Origin of the sequence: Methylobacterium trifolii (assembly GCF_022179685.1) — a bacterium.
Lineage (GTDB): Bacteria > Pseudomonadota > Alphaproteobacteria > Rhizobiales > Beijerinckiaceae > Methylobacterium > Methylobacterium trifolii.
Genome location: NZ_BPRB01000061.1, coordinates 15,892 through 30,808 on the forward strand (window position 1 = coordinate 15,892; position 14,917 = coordinate 30,808).

General features: G+C 70.5%; 16 protein-coding genes. 7 read left to right on the top strand and 9 right to left on the bottom strand.

Going from position 1 to position 14,917, the window contains the following annotated elements:
• Window positions 1-23 precede the first annotated feature (23 nt).
• Window positions 24-1,082 (top strand): threonine aldolase family protein, encoded by a 1,059-nt coding sequence (locus COGEMETH_RS05850; RefSeq protein WP_238181668.1) that lies wholly within the window; start codon window positions 24-26, stop codon window positions 1,080-1,082.
• Window positions 1,083-1,120: 38 nt separating this feature from the next.
• Here COGEMETH_RS05850 and COGEMETH_RS05855 read toward each other — a convergent pair whose 3' ends face one another.
• Entirely contained in the window at window positions 1,121-1,723 is a 603-nt protein-coding gene (locus COGEMETH_RS05855; RefSeq protein WP_238181669.1) for a YqgE/AlgH family protein, read from the bottom strand.
• A gap of 225 nt (window positions 1,724-1,948) precedes the next feature.
• Between COGEMETH_RS05855 and COGEMETH_RS05860 the strand changes: the two genes are divergently transcribed.
• On the top strand, window positions 1,949-2,431 hold the full coding sequence (locus COGEMETH_RS05860; protein WP_238181670.1) for a peroxiredoxin: 483 nt from the start codon (window positions 1,949-1,951) through the stop codon (window positions 2,429-2,431).
• Between the two features lie 17 nt (window positions 2,432-2,448).
• Here COGEMETH_RS05860 and COGEMETH_RS05865 read toward each other — a convergent pair whose 3' ends face one another.
• The gene (locus tag COGEMETH_RS05865) at window positions 2,449-2,694 is read right to left on the bottom strand and encodes a type II toxin-antitoxin system Phd/YefM family antitoxin (RefSeq protein WP_238181671.1); all 246 of its coding nucleotides are present in this window, start codon (window positions 2,692-2,694) and stop codon (window positions 2,449-2,451) included.
• A gap of 277 nt (window positions 2,695-2,971) precedes the next feature.
• On the opposite strand from COGEMETH_RS05865, the gene COGEMETH_RS05870 reads away from it, so the two are divergent.
• On the top strand, window positions 2,972-3,613 hold the full coding sequence (locus tag COGEMETH_RS05870; protein WP_238181672.1) for a DedA family protein: 642 nt from the start codon (window positions 2,972-2,974) through the stop codon (window positions 3,611-3,613).
• Between the two features lie 5 nt (window positions 3,614-3,618).
• Here COGEMETH_RS05870 and rnhA read toward each other — a convergent pair whose 3' ends face one another.
• The 4 genes from rnhA to COGEMETH_RS05890 form a co-directional block, all read right to left on the bottom strand.
• Window positions 3,619-4,083 (bottom strand): ribonuclease HI, encoded by a 465-nt coding sequence (gene rnhA, locus COGEMETH_RS05875; RefSeq protein ID WP_238181673.1) that lies wholly within the window; start codon window positions 4,081-4,083, stop codon window positions 3,619-3,621.
• Window positions 4,080-5,045, bottom strand: coding sequence for a homoserine kinase (thrB, locus tag COGEMETH_RS05880; RefSeq protein WP_238181674.1), 966 nt, complete (start codon window positions 5,043-5,045; stop codon window positions 4,080-4,082). The genes rnhA and thrB overlap by 4 nt, the downstream gene beginning before the upstream one ends.
• A 124-nt stretch (window positions 5,046-5,169) precedes the next feature.
• Window positions 5,170-6,180 carry a 4-hydroxy-3-methylbut-2-enyl diphosphate reductase gene (gene ispH, locus COGEMETH_RS05885; RefSeq protein WP_238181675.1) on the bottom strand — a complete coding sequence of 337 codons (1,011 nt, stop codon included), beginning with the start codon at window positions 6,178-6,180 and terminating at the stop codon, window positions 5,170-5,172.
• Between the two features lie 171 nt (window positions 6,181-6,351).
• Entirely contained in the window at window positions 6,352-6,897 is a 546-nt protein-coding gene (locus COGEMETH_RS05890; RefSeq protein ID WP_238181676.1) for a GcrA family cell cycle regulator, read from the bottom strand.
• 448 nt (window positions 6,898-7,345) lie between these two features.
• Between COGEMETH_RS05890 and COGEMETH_RS05895 the strand changes: the two genes are divergently transcribed.
• The 3 genes from COGEMETH_RS05895 (at window position 7,346) to COGEMETH_RS05905 (ending at window position 10,791) form a co-directional block, all read left to right on the top strand.
• A complete protein-coding gene (locus COGEMETH_RS05895; RefSeq protein ID WP_238181677.1) occupies window positions 7,346-8,533 on the top strand; it encodes a patatin-like phospholipase family protein in 1,188 nt (395 codons plus the stop codon).
• Between the two features lie 144 nt (window positions 8,534-8,677).
• Window positions 8,678-8,920 (top strand): hypothetical protein, encoded by a 243-nt coding sequence (locus COGEMETH_RS05900; protein ID WP_238181678.1) that lies wholly within the window; start codon window positions 8,678-8,680, stop codon window positions 8,918-8,920.
• A gap of 245 nt (window positions 8,921-9,165) precedes the next feature.
• Window positions 9,166-10,791 (top strand): ABC-F family ATP-binding cassette domain-containing protein, encoded by a 1,626-nt coding sequence (locus COGEMETH_RS05905; protein WP_238181679.1) that lies wholly within the window; start codon window positions 9,166-9,168, stop codon window positions 10,789-10,791.
• A gap of 25 nt (window positions 10,792-10,816) precedes the next feature.
• Here the strand turns inward: COGEMETH_RS05905 and COGEMETH_RS05910 are convergent, their stop codons facing one another.
• The 3 genes from COGEMETH_RS05910 to fliI all read right to left on the bottom strand — a co-directional run bounded on the left by COGEMETH_RS05910 (window position 10,817) and on the right by fliI (window position 13,841).
• A complete protein-coding gene (locus tag COGEMETH_RS05910; RefSeq protein WP_238181680.1) occupies window positions 10,817-11,890 on the bottom strand; it encodes a lysylphosphatidylglycerol synthase domain-containing protein in 1,074 nt (357 codons plus the stop codon).
• A gap of 125 nt (window positions 11,891-12,015) precedes the next feature.
• Entirely contained in the window at window positions 12,016-12,423 is a 408-nt protein-coding gene (gene fliJ / locus COGEMETH_RS05915) for a flagellar export protein FliJ (protein ID WP_238181681.1), read from the bottom strand.
• 62 nt (window positions 12,424-12,485) lie between these two features.
• Entirely contained in the window at window positions 12,486-13,841 is a 1,356-nt protein-coding gene (gene fliI, locus COGEMETH_RS05920; RefSeq protein ID WP_238181682.1) for a flagellar protein export ATPase FliI, read from the bottom strand.
• Window positions 13,842-14,255: 414 nt separating this feature from the next.
• Between fliI and ctrA the strand changes: the two genes are divergently transcribed.
• The coding region (ctrA, locus tag COGEMETH_RS05925) for a response regulator transcription factor CtrA (RefSeq protein WP_238181683.1) at window positions 14,256-14,917 on the top strand (662 nt) is incomplete at its 3' end.

The window sequence follows — 14,917 nt, forward strand, 5'->3', positions numbered from 1 at the left end:
CCGGCTCCGCGCCACACGAGATCATGATCCAAGCGACGACCGGCGGCGACGCGCAGCAATTCGCCAGCGACAACTATTCCGGCATCTGCCCGGAGGCCTGGGCGGCGATGGCGGCGGCCAATGCGGGCCACGCCCCGGCCTACGGCGAGGATGCCTGGACGGCGCGGGCGGCCGACGCCTTCCGCACCCTGTTCGAGAGCCCGTGCGAGGTGTTCTTCGCCTTCAACGGCACGGCGGCCAACGCGCTGGCGCTCGCCGCCCTGTGCCAATCCTACCACAGCGTGATCTGCGCCGATTCCGCCCATGTCGAGACCGACGAGTGCGGGGCGCCGGAATTCTTCTCCAACGGCTCGAAGCTGCTCACGGTGCGCACGCAATCCGGCAAGCTGACGCCGGAGGCGATCCGGGCCCTGGCCACCAACCGCGGCGACATCCACTTCCCCCGCCCCCGCGTGGTGAGCGTGACGCAGCCGACCGAGACGGGGCTGGTCTACGGCCTCGACGAGCTTCGGGCGATCTCGGCCGTCTGCCGCGAACTCGGGCTGGCCCTCCAGATGGACGGGGCGCGCTTTTCCAACGCCTGCGCCGGCCTCGGCTGCAGCCCGGCCGAGATGACGTGGCGGGCGGGGATCGACGTGCTCTGCTTCGGCGGCACCAAGAACGGCATGCATGCGGGCGAGGCGGTGGTGTTCTTCGATGCCGGGCTCGCGGAGGATTTCGGCTACCGCTGCAAGCAGGCCGGCCAGCTCGCCTCGAAGATGCGCTTCCTCTCGGCCCCCTGGGTCGGGATGCTGGAGAGCGGCGCCTGGCTCCGGAACGCGGAGCACGGCAACGCCTGCGCCCGGCACTTCGCCGACGGCGTCGCCGGCCTGCCCGGCGTGTCGGCGCTCTTCCCCGTGGAGGCCAACGCTGTGTTCCTGGCGATGGCGCCCGACGCCATGGAGCGCCTGCGGGCGCGGGGCTGGCGGTTCTACACCTTCATCGGGGGCGGGGCCCGCTTCATGTTCGCCTGGGATGCGCGGATCGAGCGCGTGGAGGAACTGCTCCGCGACCTGCGGGCGGTCGTGGCGGAGGCGGCGTAGGCGCTGCGGCTCCCTGAGCCCGAAAAATTCCAAAAGAATCAGGCGCGGCCGACGCTCACGGAGAGCATGGCCGGGTCGATGCCGTTGGAGCGCAGGGTCCGCTCGTACTTGGCGTCGAGGTCGGTGTTGAAGATCAGGGCCGGGTCGGCCGGGCAGTTGAGCCAGCCGTTGGCCATGATCTCGCTCTCGAGCTGCCCCGCCTGCCAGCCGGCATAGCCGAGCGCCAGCACGGCGCTGGCCGGGCCGTCGCCGCTGGCGATGGCGCGCAGGATCTCGACGGTGGCGGTGAGGCAGATGCCGTCGTCGATGATGAGGGTCGACTGGTCGATGTGGAAGTCGTCCGTGTGCAGCACGAAGCCGCGCCGCCCCTCCACGGGGCCGCCCATCAGCACCGGCATGTGGCCGACCCGCTCGCGCAGGCGGATGGCGTCGGCATCGCCCGCCACGTCGAGCTGCACCAGGAGGTCGGGCATCGACAGGTCGGTCACCGGCTTGTTGAGGATGATGCCCATGGCCCCGTCCGCCGAGTGGGCGCAGACGTAGATCACCGAGCGGGCGAAGCGCTCGTCGGCCATGCCCGGCATCGCCACCAGGAACTGACCGTCGAGGAAGGCGGGATCGCCGGGCGGAGGCATCTGCATGCGCGTATGCTACGCTGCGGCCTCCGGTTGTCCAGCGGACAAAGCGTACCTGACGAAACGCCCGATCACCGGGTGCCCTCCCTCGGTCCGCGACGGCGCAGCGGGCGTTTCGTGAGAGACGCGAAAGCGCGCGGGCCTTCCTCGACTCTCCCCCATCGCCACGCTAGTTCAGCCGCCGACGTGCGGCGCCGGCCGAGCGACCGGGCCGCGATCGAGGAGTCCGTGATGACGATTCAGGTTGGCGACCACCTGCCCCAGGCCACGTTCCGCGTGAACGGCGCCGAAGGCCCCCAGGCCCGGACCACCGACGACGTGTTCAAGGGCCGCCGGGTCGTCCTCGTCGGCGTGCCGGGCGCCTTCACCCCGAGCTGCCACCGCAACCACCTGCCGGGCTTCGTCGCCAACCGCGAGCAGATCCTGGCCCGCGGCGTCGACGCCATCGCCGTGACCTCCGTCAACGACGTCTTCGTCCTCGACGCCTGGTCCAAGGCCAGCGGCGCCGAGGGCATCGAGTTCCTGGCCGACGGCAACGCCGACTTCGCCAAGGCCACCGGCCTGGAGATGGACGGCACCGGCTTCGGCCTCGGCATGCGCTCGAAGCGCTACGCCATGCTGGTGGACGACGGCGTGGTGCGCATCCTCAACATCGAGGAATCGCCCTCGAAGGCGGAAGTCTCCGGCGCCGAGGCGCTGCTGAAGGTGATCTGATTTTCTGTGATTTGGGTTCAGGCCGAGCCCGTTAGGGTGAGGCTTGGCCCGTCACCAAAATCCTCCGCTTCCATCGGTGAGGCGAGGAGGAACGCGGCGAATTGCCGATCGGCCTGCTCCTTGAGCACCTGGTAGTCGTCCATCGACATGATCACTGCGGTCGGGTGGGCCTCGCGCATCACGACCTGCAGCCCGCTGCGGGACGCCGTGTCGAGGAGCTTCGCGAAGTCCCTCTCGGCTTCCGCCGCCTGCCATGCGTCCATCACCAAATTCCTTTTCTCGATCGGCGTCGTTCCGCGGAGTGTGCCACGGTTCGTAGCGGACGATGATGCGCCGATAAGGCATCTCTCGGGTGGATTTCTGCGTGCGAGGCCACGAAACCAAGTCCGGTATGTTCGAACGGCAAGGCCCCGGCTATCCAGGGCTTGGGCTGCCCGAGGCCGTCATCCGCGTTCCCATCTCAGCCACGGCCGGAACGAAGCGCCCTCGAATGGCCACGTTCGCCCGGCGTCTTGCGGCCCTCCGCTCCCGAGGGCCCGCATGTCCTTCCTGCACGAACTGCCCGTCGCCGACCTGATCGCCAGCTACGGCTACGTCGCGATCTTCCTGATCATCGCCCTGGAGAGCGCCGGCGTGCCGATGCCGGGGGAGACCGTGCTGATCTCGGCCGCCGTCTATGCCGGCAGCACCGGCAACCTGGACATCGTCCTCGTCATCGCGGCAGCGGCCGCCGCCGCGATCCTGGGCGACAACCTCGGCTACTGGGTCGGGCGGCGCTGGGGCATGCCGCTGCTGCTGCGCCACGGCCACCTCATCGCCCTCGACCATGGCCGGCTCAAGCTCGGGCAGTACCTGTTCCGGGAGCATGGCGGGAAGATCGTGTTCTTCGGCCGCTTCACCGCGATGCTGCGGGCCTACGCGGCCGTGCTCGCCGGGGTGAACCGGCTGGATGCCCGCCGCTTCATGCTGTTCAACGCCCTCGGCGGCGTGGCCTGGGCCGGGATCATGGGGATGGGCTCGTACTGGTGCGGCCGCTCGATCGAGCGCATCGCCGGCCCCGTGGGCCTCGCCCTGCTGGCCGTGGTGATCTTCGGCGGGCTCGCCCTCTGGCTGTTCGTGCGCCGGCACGAGACCCGCCTGCTCGCCCAGGCCGAGGCCGCCATCCCCGGCCCGTTGGCCTGAAACGATCAGCGCCGGGTCTTGAACGGCGCCATCGCCGCCACCGCCAGGGCGTCGACCCGGTTGTTCAGGGGGTCGCTGGCATGGCCCTTGACCCAGTGCCACTCCACGGCGTGGCGCTCGCGGGCCGCGTCGATGCGGCGCCAGAGGTCCTCGTTCTTCACCGGCTTCTTGTCGGCCGTGCGCCAGCCGCGCAGCTTCCAGCCGTGAATCCAGGTGGTGACGCCCTGGCGCAGGTACTGCGAGTCCGTGAACAGGTCGACCCGGCAGGGCCGCTTCAGGGCCTCCAGCGCCTCGATCGCCGCCAGGATCTCCATGCGGTTGTTGGTGGTGTGGGCCTCGCCCCCCGACAGCTCGCGCCGCATCTCCCCGAAGATCAGGATCGCGCCCCAGCCCCCCGGCCCGGGATTCCCCGAGCAGGCCCCGTCCGTGTAGATCTTTACGCGGCCATCGCCTTCGGCAGAGTCGCTCATCGTGCGAATCCGTAGGCGCGGGCGTCGGCGGCCTGCCGGTGGAAGGTGAGGCGGCGGTCGTACTCGCGCGGGTCCTTCGGCTGCACCAGGGCCCCCGGCGGCACGTTCAGCCAGTCCACGAGGCGGGTGAGCATGAAGCGCAGAGCCGCCCCCCGGCACAGGATCGGCAGTGCGGCGACCTCGGCCGGCTCCAGGAGGCGCACCGCCTCGTAGCCGGCGATCAGGGCCTCGCCCATGTCCCGCCGGAAGGCGCCGTCCGCCGTGAAGCACCAGGCGTTGAGGCAGATCGCGAGGTCGTAGGCGAAGGCGTCGGTGCAGGCGAAATAGAAGTCGATCAGGCCGGACAGGCCGTCGCCGATGAAGAACACGTTGTCGGTGAAGAGGTCGGCGTGGATCACGCCCCCCGGCAGGTCCGCCGGCCAGCCGGCCTCCAGCAGGGCGAGGTCGCCGCGGGTGCGCCCGGAGAGGCCCGGCGAGACCTCGTCGGCCTGGGCCTCGGCCTGCGCGAAGAGCGGGCGCCAGGCGGAGACGGAGAGGTTGTTGGCGCGGACCATCCCGAAATCGGCGCCCGCCGCGTGGAGTTCGGCCAGGGCCCGGCCGAGTTCCCGGCAATGGTGCGCGCCCGGCGCCTTGACGGAGACGCCCTCCAGGAAGCTGACGATCACCGCCGGCCGGCCGCACAGGCGCCCCAGCGCCGTGCCGTCCCGGTTGCGCACCGGCTGCGGGCAGGCGAGGCCCCGGCGCGCCAGGTGCCCCATCAGGTTGAGGAAGAAGGGCAGGTCCGCCTCATTCACCCGCTTCTCGTAGAGGGTGAGGATGTAGGAGCCGGCCGTGGTGTGCAGGAAGAAGTTGGTGTTCTCGACCCCTTCCGCGATGCCCTTGTAGGAGAGCAGGCCGCCGATGTCGTAGGCGCCCAGGAACCGGCTCAGCGCCGCATCGGATACCTCGGTGTAGACGGCCACGGTCTCAGCGCTTCCGTTCTGGTTTTTTGGGCGTTTCAGGACGCGCAGCGACGGCCGCGTGCCCCTCCGCGCGAAACGGAAGGGTCACGCCGGGCATGCCCCGATGCAACGACGAGTCCCGAAATTACGCGGCGGCTTCGTTGCGGAGTTCGCGCGGCAGCGGGAAGACCATGTCCTCGACCACCGTCTGCACGGTGTCGACCGTGACCTCGTAGCGGGCGGCGAAGGCGTCGATGATCTCCTCCACCAGCACCTCGGGGGCGGAGGCGCCGGCGGTGAGGCCGAGCCTGCGGATGCCCTCGAAGGCCGGCCAGTCGATCTCCTCGGCCCGCAGCATCAGGCGGGTGATCGGGCAGCCGACGCGCTCGGCGACCTCGCGCAGGCGCTGGGAATTCGAGGAGTTCGAGGAGCCGACGACGATCAGCGCGTCCACCAGCGGCGCGATCTGCTTGACCGATTCCTGCCGGTTGGTGGTGGCGTAGCAGATGTCGTCCTTGTGCGGCCCGGTGATCTTGGGAAACTTCTGCTTGAGGGCCTCGACGATGTGGCGGGTGTCGTCGACCGAGAGGGTGGTCTGCGTCACCCAGGCGAGGTTCTCGGGGTCGGCGGGGGTGAGCGCCGCGATCTGCTCCAGGTCCTCGACCAGGGTGATCGAGCCCTTGGGCAGCTGGCCCATGGTGCCGACCACCTCGGGATGGCCGGAATGGCCCACCAGCAGGACGTGGCGCCCGCGCTTGTGGTGGATCTCGGCCTCGCGGTGGACCTTGGTCACCAGCGGGCAGGTGGCGTCGATGGTGATGAGGCCGCGGTTGTCGGCGTTGGCCGGCACGGTCTTGGCGACCCCGTGGGCGGAGAAGATCACCGGGGCCTCGCCGTCCGGCACCTCGTCGAGCTCGCGCACGAACACGGCGCCCTTCCGCTTCAGGCTCTCGACCACGTACTTGTTGTGCACGATCTCGTGCCGCACGTAGACCGGGGGCCCGTAGATGGCGAGCGCACGCTCGACCACGTCGATGGCGCGCACCACGCCGGCGCAGAAGCCGCGGGGGGCCGCGAGCAGGATCTCCAGCGGGGGCTTGGCCCCGGCTCGGGTCGCGTCCTGGGCGGGGATGAGATTCGTGATGTCGGCGCTCATGATCCGGCGGATGTGGCGAGGGAGGGCCCGCCCTGTCAACAGGCCGGCCGATGCAAGACCGGCCGCACGGGCGCAGTCCATAGCACGTTTGCCGGGCAAGGTGAGCCCTCGCGCGGCACGATCTCCGGCAGGCGCCTGCGCCGGCCGATCACCGCGCGGCGGAACCCGGCCTCAGCGGAACCCGGCCACCCGGCGGTCGCGCTTGCGCTCGGCGGCCGGCTGGTAGGCGATCTGGGCATGGTGGGTGCAGTAGGGCAGCCCGGTGATGGCGCGGCCGCCGCAGAAGCGGAATTCCGGCGTGGTCGGGTCGCCGAGCGGCCAGCGGCACATCGAGTCGCGCAGGTCCATGATCGTGACCCGCTCGGAGACGGCCAGCGCCACCAGCTCCGCCGCGGGGGCGGGCGGCTGCGGGGGCGGGAAGGCCGGGGCCGGGCGGTGCGAGAGGATCGCGACGGGCTCGGGCGCCTGCGCCTCGACCACGGCGATCGCGATCTCGATCTCCTCGGCCTGGGTGGGCTTGGCCCGGGCGGCGGCCGACGCGTCCTCTCCCGGCTTCACGACCCGGCCCGACAGGCCGAGGCGATGGACCTTGCCGATCACGGCATTGCGGGTGACGCCGCCGAGCTGCGCCGCGATCTTGCTCGCGCTCTGCCCGTCTTCCCACAGGCGGCGCAGCAGCGCGACGCGCTCGTCCGTCCAGCTCAGACCCGCTTCCATAGCCCCCTCCCGAAACCCGGTCATCGCGGGCCGACCCCCATCGGCCACGGGCAGGAAAACCGGAGCGCACCCGATGAAGCGCCTCGACCCGTCCGACCCGGACCCGGCGTGGCATTTCGGGCGAGGGCCCCATGGGCACCGCCCGATTGCCGCCGGTCGCGATCCTGTCCGAAAGCCTCGGGCCTCCGGGTACGGGATCGAACCTACAGGACGGCTCGCGGCCGATGCAAGGGCGACGAATCGGACTCGCCCCGCCCGTCCGGGCGCTGTCCACCGGGCAATGGCCGGGCCCGGTCCGGGGGAGGTCGGGCGAGCGGGAGTGTGGCGTCCGCGCATCACCCGCCGCCGAACAGGCGCGTTGCCGTCAAGCTTCGGGAACGCTAGTATGGCCAAGCTGGTTCGAGGGACATCTGCGGGTTCCGGCAACCGGGCTTCGAGGCCGATGGCGATGATGCGTCGATACGGATGGCTGCGGGGGCTCCTCGCGCTCGCGGTGGCGGCCCAGATCGGCGCCTGCTCCTCCCTGCCGCGCACCGGCTACACCGCGGCGCAGGCGGATGCCGCGAGCGTGCCCAACATCCCCGGCGCCCGCGTGTTCTCCGACGCCTCGGTGGCGACCTTCACCGAACTGGCCGCGCGGCCGGAGGCGCAGCGCAAGGGCTTCACCTACCTCGCCCTCTCGGGCGGCGGCGGCGACGGGGCCTACGGCGCGGGCGTCCTCAACGGCTGGACCGCCTCGGGCACCCGGCCCGAATTCACCCTGGTCTCGGGCGTGTCCACCGGCGCCCTGATCGCGCCCTTCGCCTTCCTGGGATCGGGCTACGATTCCTACCTCACCGACATCTACACCAGCGGCGTCGCCGAGACCCTGGTGCAATCGCCCAACGTGGTGAACATCCTGTTCGGCTCGGGGCTGTTCGGGGACGGGCGCCTGCGCGGCCTCGTCTCCCGCTACGTCACCCCGGACCTGCTGGCCGCGGTCGCGGCCGAGCACGCCAAGGGCCGGCGCCTGCTGGTCGTGACCACGAACCTCGATTCCCAGCGCGCCGTGATCTGGAACATGGGCGCCATCGCCGCCAGCGGCGCCCCCAACGCGCTGGACCTGTTCCGCGACGTGCTCACCGCCTCGGCCAGCATCCCGGCAGTGTTCCCGCCCCAGCTCATCGACGTGCAGGCCGACGCCAGCGCCTTCCAGGAACTCCACGTCGACGGCTCGGTGGTCACACCGGTCTTCACCCTGCCGCAGGCGCTGCTCCTGCGCGACGGCCGCCTGCGCACGGCGGGCCGGGCCAACATCTACGTCGTCATCAACGGCCGCCTGGAGCCGGAATTCGACGTGACCAAGAACAACACCCTGTCGATCGTCGAGCGCTCCTTCACCACGGCCAGCCGCGCCCGCAGCCGGGCGACGCTGGCCACCACCTACGCCTTCACCCGCGCCAACGGCATCGGCTTCAACCTGACCTACATCGACTCCGACTCGCCCACGACCACGGCCTCGCGGGGCTTCGACACCGGGTACATGCGGGCGCTCTACCGGTCCGGCCTGGAGAAGGCCCGCACCGGCACCTTCTGGAACCACAGCGTGCCGGCCGCCCCGGTGGTGAAGGCCCTGATCGCCGAGACGACCCGCTAGAGCGCCCCCCGCCGAAGTGGACACCGGTTCGGCGCAAGGGAGCGCGCCAGATCAGGGACCTGGAGCCGTGACGGAACGGCACCGGGCGTGCCTGCGGCAAGGGTCCGGCCCCCTGCCCCGAGGGCGTCCTGTCGAGAGGACCCGATGACCGAGCCCGAACCGGACAGCCTCCGCATCAGCCTCGACAAGATCGAGCGTATCGAGGTGGATGGCGAACCCCACTTCCGGGCGTTCTTCAGGGTCTTCGAGTTCCCGAACGTCTTTCTGTGGCCGGTCACGATCCGGGAGGTCCGCACCTACGCCGAGGCCGAGGTCGAGGCGTGGAAGACGTTCGACGGCATGCGCAAGCGGGTGGCCGAAAGCGCTTCGGGCAATCGTCCGGTTTAGGGCACCTCACACGACCCTCGATCACGGGGAGCCCTCCCGCTGGTCGCGTCGTGCGCCCTTGCGACGAACCGGCGTCCCCTTCGTCGGAGGGTTCTCCGGGGCGCAGGCCGCCGGAGGGAGGCATCCGGCTCGACGGATGCAGGGCACGGCTGCAGCCGTGGCCCTCGCCTCCATTGCTGCAGTGCGGTAGACACGGACCGCGCGCCGCCCGGTGTGCCCTCGCCCGCGCCCGGCTGCCCGAAAAAATGCTCCAGATCGAAGACCTGACGTTCAACGCCTGGGGGCGGCGCTTCTTCACGAAGGCCAGCGTCGCGGTGCCGCCGGGCGCCAAGGTCGGGCTCGTGGGCCGCAACGGCGTCGGCAAGTCAACCCTGTTCAAGATCATCCTGGGCGAGTTGCAGCCGGATTCCGGCACGGTGTACCTGCCCAGGACCGCGCGGGTCGCCTCCGTGGACCAGGAGCACCCGGCCACCCCCGTGAGCCTCCTCGACACGATCCTGGCCGCCGACATCGAGCGCGACAGCCTCAACCGCGAGCTGGAGACCGCCGAGCCCGAGCGCATGGGCGAGATCTACGGCCGGCTGATCGAGATCGACGCCGACCGGGCGCCCGCGCGGGCCGGCGAGATCCTGGCCGGCCTCGGCTTCTCGGTGGCCGACCTGGAGCGGCCGATGTCCGAATTCTCCGGGGGCTGGCGCATGCGGGTGGCCCTGGCCGCGGCCCTGTTCGCCGAGCCCGACATGCTGCTGCTCGACGAGCCGACCAACTACCTCGACCTGGAGGGCGCCCTCTGGCTGGAGGCGCGGTTGAAGCGCTACCCGCACTCGGCCCTGATCATCAGCCACGACCGGGAACTGCTGAACAACTCGGTGGACGCGATCCTGCACGTGTCGGGCGAGGCGCTGGAACTCTATGCCGGCGGCTACGACGACTTCGAGCGGCGGCGGGCCGAGAAATCCCGGCTCCAGCTCTCGGCCAAGGCCAAGCAGGATGCCGAGCGCGCCCACCTCCAGAGCTTCGTGGACCGCTTCAAGGCCAAGGCCTCGAAGGCGGCCCAGGCCCAGTCCCGGGTCAAGCGCCTGGCCAAGCTGGAGCCGATCGCCACGACGATCGAGGAGCACGTCGCCCCCTTCCACCTGCCCTCGCCCAAGCGCCCCCTGGCCCCGCCCCTGATGCACCTCACCGACGTGGAAGTGGGCTACGGGGACGACCCGGCGATCCTGCGCGGCCTCGACCTGACCCTGGACGTGGACGACCGCATCGGCCTGCTCGGCGTCAACGGGGCCGGCAAGTCGACCTTCGCCAAGATGGCGGCCGGGGCGCTCGCGATCCGCTCGGGCAGGATGGCGCGCGAGGGCCGGGTGCAGGTCGGCTGGTTCCACCAGCACCAGATCGAGGCGATGGACCCGGCCGACACACCGCTGGCCATCATCCGGCGCGAGCGGCCCGACGACAGCGAATCCGCCCGGCGCGCCAAGCTCGCGAGCTTCGGCCTCGCCTTCGAGAAGCAGGAGACCACGGTCGATTCCCTCTCGGGGGGCGAGCGGGCCCGCCTGCTCCTCAACCTGGTGGCGATGCGCGCACCCCACCTCCTGATCCTCGACGAGCCGACCAACCACCTCGACATCGACAGTCGCCGGGCGCTGCTCGACGCGCTGAACGACTACGCGGGCGCGGTGATCCTGATCACCCACGACCGCTCGCTGATGGAACTGGTGGCGGACAGGCTCTGGCTCGCCGCCGACAACACCGTGAAGCCGTTCGCCGGCGACATGGACGACTACGCGAAGTTCGTCCTCGACCGGACCCGCGCGGGCAAGAGCGCGCCGGGCCAGGGCCGCGAGAAGAAGAACCGGCGCCGGGCGGCCTGACGGACCCCGGGCTCGGGACGACGGATCAGACCGCCTTCTCCTTGAGCTTGTGCTCCATCTCGTGCGCGTCGAGGCCCGGCACCACCACGGGCGGCTCGGGCACCTCCGTGGCGCCGCCGCCGGGCGTGCGCGCCGCCGAGCCGATGACGGCGGCCAGACGCGAGCGCTCGAACATCACCACCACGACCACCGAGACCAGGGCCGGAATCCAGAAGTAGAAGATCCGGAAGATGATCACCGCGGCGATGATCGCGTCCTTCTGCGCGTCGTCGGTGATGTGCATGGCCGTGATGAACACGATCTCGAACACGCCGAGCCCCCCCGGCGCGTGGGAGGCGAGCGCCACCGAGAACGAGGCCAGGAAGATCGCCAGGACGGTGATGAAGCCCGGGTTCATCGCCTCCGGCAGGGCGAAGTAGATGATGCCGGCCGCCCCCAGCAGTTCCAGCGGGGCGGCCACGAGCTGGCGCGCCATGATCGCGGGGCGCGGATATTCGAGCTTGAAGGCGCGGATGTGGAGCGGCGGCAGGCGCAGGACCGAGCCCGCGACGTAGAGGGCCACGAAGGCCAGGAGCCCGATGCCGACGACCAGGGCCGTCTTCGGGTCGGTGAGGAAGCCCGGAAGCCTGCCTTCGAGGCGGGCGAGCAGGGTCGGGTCCACCACCAGCGTGAAGCCGCCGAGCAGGATCGTGCCGAGGAAGAAGGTGAAGGAGCACAGCGCCACCAGCACCGCCACCTGCGCCGCCGAGAGGCCCTTGGCGGTGTAGGCCCGGTAGCGCACCAGGGCGCCGGAGAAGACCGAGGCGCCGATGTTGTGCGAGAGCGCGTAGGTGGTGAAGGAGCAGAGCGAGACGAACAGCCACGAGATGTGGCGCACGCCCAGGTGCAGCAGGGCGATGCGGTCGTACCAGGCGAGCGCGGCGTAGGCGACCAGCGTCGAGAGGGCGGCGAGCAGGATGCGGTGGGGCGGGATCGCCAGCACCGCGGCCCAGATCGCCGACAGTGAGGTGGTCTTGAGTTCCTGGTAGAGGAAGTAGCCCGAGACGACGACCGCCGCGAGGCCGACGAGCGGCCAGATGAACTCGCTGATTTTCTTCATGGCACCGGCGCCTCGGGGAATGGACCCTGATGCGCCAGGAACCGGCGCGTCGCAAGCGGAGCCCTCAGGCCCCGCGTGCGACGCCTCTTGTCACCCGATCGTGACGGTTTCGTGCCGGACGCGGGTCAGGCGCGGGCCCGCGACAGGCCGATGCCGTCCATCGCCGCCTGCTCGCGCACGGCCTCGGCCGCCCGCTCGGCGGAGCGCTCGCGGTCGTCCAGGATCTCGACCTTCTTGAGGTCCTCGAAGGCCTCGCCGAGCTCGGCCTTGGCCTCGGCGAGCTGGCCCTCGAGGGCGATGGCCGACTGGCGCATGTTGTCCCGCCGGCCGGCCGCGGCCCGGGCGTAGGTGGGATAGGCGAAATGGGCCACGTCCGAGATGCCGGCGCGGGCCTCCTCGTGGGCGACCTCGCGGTCGAGTTCCACCGCCATGCGCTGGAAGTCGGCCATCATCATCTCGATCTGGGTGACGCGGCGGCGCTTCTCGTCGACCTGGAAGCGGCGCAGCCGGATCAGCGTGTCACGCGATTTCATGGGAACGCTCACTCCACGCAACACTCAGGGTGTCCGCCCGGCACGCGCGCCGGAACCGCCCCTCAGGCGCCGCCCACGATCTGGGCGAGCCGTGCGTAACCATCGCCGATGGACGTTGCTTCTTCCTTACCCTGCCCCAGAAAAGCCTCCAGTTCCGGCATGAGCGCCACCGCCTCGTCGACCTCGACGGAGGAGCCGGCGCGGTAGGCGCCGAGGCGGATCAGCTCCTCCATGTCGGCATAGGTGGCGAGCAGCCGCCGGGCGCGGCGCACCACCGGCAGGTAGGCCGGGTCGCAGGACCGCGGCATGGTGCGCGAGACCGAGCGCAGCACGTTGATCGCGGGATAGCGCCCGCGCTCGGCGATGGCCCGCTCCATCACGATGTGCCCGTCGAGGATGCCGCGCACCGCGTCCGCCACCGGCTCGTTGTGGTCGTCGCCCTCCACCAGCACCGTGAACAGGGCCGAGATCGTGCCCTCCCCCACCCCCGGCCCGGCCCTCTCCAGCAGGCGCGGCAGCTCGCTGAAGACGGTGGGCGTGTAGCCCTTGGCGGTGGGCGGCTCGCCGGCGGCCAGGCCGATGTCCCGCTGGGCCATGGCGAAGCGGGTGATCGAGTCGATCATGCACAGCACCTTGGCGCCCTGGTCGCGAAAATGCTCGGCGACCGACAGCGTCACGTAGGCCGCGTTGCGGCGCATCAGGGCCGGCTCGTCGGAGGTCGCCACCACCACCACGGAGCGGGAAAGGCCCGCCGCCCCCAGGTCGTCCTGGAGGAATTCCTGCACCTCGCGGCCCCGCTCGCCCACCAGCCCGATCACGGCCACGTCCGCCGCGGTGTAGCGGGCGAGCATCGAGAGCAGCACCGACTTGCCGACGCCCGAGCCCGCGAAGATGCCCATGCGCTGGCCGGCGCACATGGTGAGGAACGTGTTGATGCAGCGCACGCCGAGGTCGAGCGGTCCCCCGACGCGGCGGCGGGCATGCGCCGGGGGCGGGTCGGCCCGCAGGGGATAGATCTCCGGCCCCGCCTCCAGGGGCCCGAGCCCGTCGACGGGGCGGCCCAGCGCGTCGACCACCCGGCCGAGCCAGGCCTTCGAGGGCCGGATCGCGCCCGCGGCCTCGTCGCGCACGAAGGCCGGGCAGCCGCGGCGCACGCCCTCCAGGGAGCCGAAGGGCATGGCCAGCGCCCGATCGCCCTGGAAGCCGATGATCTCGCAGGGGATCAGGCCCGCCGTGCCGGCGCCCTCGATGTCGAGGCGCCCGCCGAGCCGCATCGCGGCCACGGGGCCGGCCACCTCCACCAGCAGCCCGCGGATGGCGACCACCCGGCCGTAGGTCTCCAGGGCCTCGACCCGTTCCAGCGCGGCCCGGATTCCGGGGAGCGAGCGGCGCGGCGACCGGCCGGCATGGTCCGTCATCGACGCGTCCCTAACGGTTCGTTTACCTCCCTCCTTAACACTGCGGTCATCGGGCTTGTAGCGGGCCGGTTCCGATCGTCGCGGCGGGTCCAGAACCCGCCGCCGACAAGTCGGGAGGCTGTGGCCGAAGGGCCACATCGGGAGCGATCCGTTACGGGCGAGGGACTTGAGCAGGGGACGCGGGCGGGCCGCGGGTCGATGGGTGGGCTCCGCGAGAACGGAACGCAAACATCGGAACCATTAAAATCGCGGACCGCGAAACGATCGCTTGCCACCGAGAATCAGGTTTTGTTAACGATTAACGAATAGCGTTTCACGTCAATGGCGATGGGGCGCCCGTCCACAGGCCGGTGGCGGGCGAACGGCGGGGACGTGTCCGAACGCTGATGCGGCCGGCCGGGCTGGGGACCGACGATGCGGGTACTTCTGATCGAGGACGACAGCGCAACCGCGCAGAGCATCGAGTTGATGCTCAAGTCCGAGAACTTCAACACCTACACCACAGACCTTGGTGAGGAGGGTGTCGATCTCGGGAAACTCTATGATTACGACATCATCCTCCTCGACCTGAACCTGCCCGACATGTCGGGATACGAGGTTCTGCGGTCCCTGCGGGTGGCCAAGGTCAAGACCCCGATCCTGATCCTGTCCGGCATGGCCGGGATCGAGGACAAGGTGAAGGGGCTGGGCTTCGGCGCCGACGACTACCTGACCAAGCCCTTCCACAAGGACGAGCTGGTCGCCCGCATCCACGCCATCGTGCGCCGCTCGAAGGGCCACGCCCAGTCGGTGATCACCACCGCCGACCTCGTGGTCAACCTCGACCAGAAGACCGTCGAGGTCGCTGGCTCCCGCGTGCACCTCACCGGCAAGGAGTATCAGATGCTGGAACTCCTCTCCCTGCGGAAGGGCACGACGCTCACCAAGGAGATGTTCCTCAACCATCTCTACGGCGGCATGGACGAGCCGGAGCTGAAGATCATCGACGTCTTCATCTGCAAGCTCCGGAAGAAGCTCGCCAACGCCAGCCAGGGCAAGAACTACATCGAGACCGTCTGGGGCCGCGGCTACGTGCT

Excerpts from the sequence above, each read along its gene's own strand:
- COGEMETH_RS05850 (WP_238181668.1), top strand. The coding sequence starts at position 24 with ATGATCCAAGCGACGACCGGCGGCGACGCGCAGCAATTCGCCAGCGAC.
- COGEMETH_RS05855 (WP_238181669.1), bottom strand. The coding sequence starts at position 1,723 with ATGCAGATGCCTCCGCCCGGCGATCCCGCCTTCCTCGACGGTCAGTTC.
- COGEMETH_RS05860 (WP_238181670.1), top strand. The coding sequence starts at position 1,949 with ATGACGATTCAGGTTGGCGACCACCTGCCCCAGGCCACGTTCCGCGTG.
- COGEMETH_RS05865 (WP_238181671.1), bottom strand. The coding sequence starts at position 2,694 with ATGGACGCATGGCAGGCGGCGGAAGCCGAGAGGGACTTCGCGAAGCTC.
- COGEMETH_RS05870 (WP_238181672.1), top strand. The coding sequence starts at position 2,972 with ATGTCCTTCCTGCACGAACTGCCCGTCGCCGACCTGATCGCCAGCTAC.
- rnhA (WP_238181673.1), bottom strand. The coding sequence starts at position 4,083 with ATGAGCGACTCTGCCGAAGGCGATGGCCGCGTAAAGATCTACACGGAC.
- ispH (WP_238181675.1), bottom strand. The coding sequence starts at position 6,180 with ATGAGCGCCGACATCACGAATCTCATCCCCGCCCAGGACGCGACCCGA.
- COGEMETH_RS05890 (WP_238181676.1), bottom strand. The coding sequence starts at position 6,897 with ATGGAAGCGGGTCTGAGCTGGACGGACGAGCGCGTCGCGCTGCTGCGC.
- COGEMETH_RS05895 (WP_238181677.1), top strand. The coding sequence starts at position 7,346 with ATGATGCGTCGATACGGATGGCTGCGGGGGCTCCTCGCGCTCGCGGTG.
- COGEMETH_RS05900 (WP_238181678.1), top strand. The coding sequence starts at position 8,678 with ATGACCGAGCCCGAACCGGACAGCCTCCGCATCAGCCTCGACAAGATC.
- COGEMETH_RS05905 (WP_238181679.1), top strand. The coding sequence starts at position 9,166 with ATGCTCCAGATCGAAGACCTGACGTTCAACGCCTGGGGGCGGCGCTTC.
- COGEMETH_RS05910 (WP_238181680.1), bottom strand. The coding sequence starts at position 11,890 with ATGAAGAAAATCAGCGAGTTCATCTGGCCGCTCGTCGGCCTCGCGGCG.
- fliJ (WP_238181681.1), bottom strand. The coding sequence starts at position 12,423 with ATGAAATCGCGTGACACGCTGATCCGGCTGCGCCGCTTCCAGGTCGAC.
- fliI (WP_238181682.1), bottom strand. The coding sequence starts at position 13,841 with ATGACGGACCATGCCGGCCGGTCGCCGCGCCGCTCGCTCCCCGGAATC.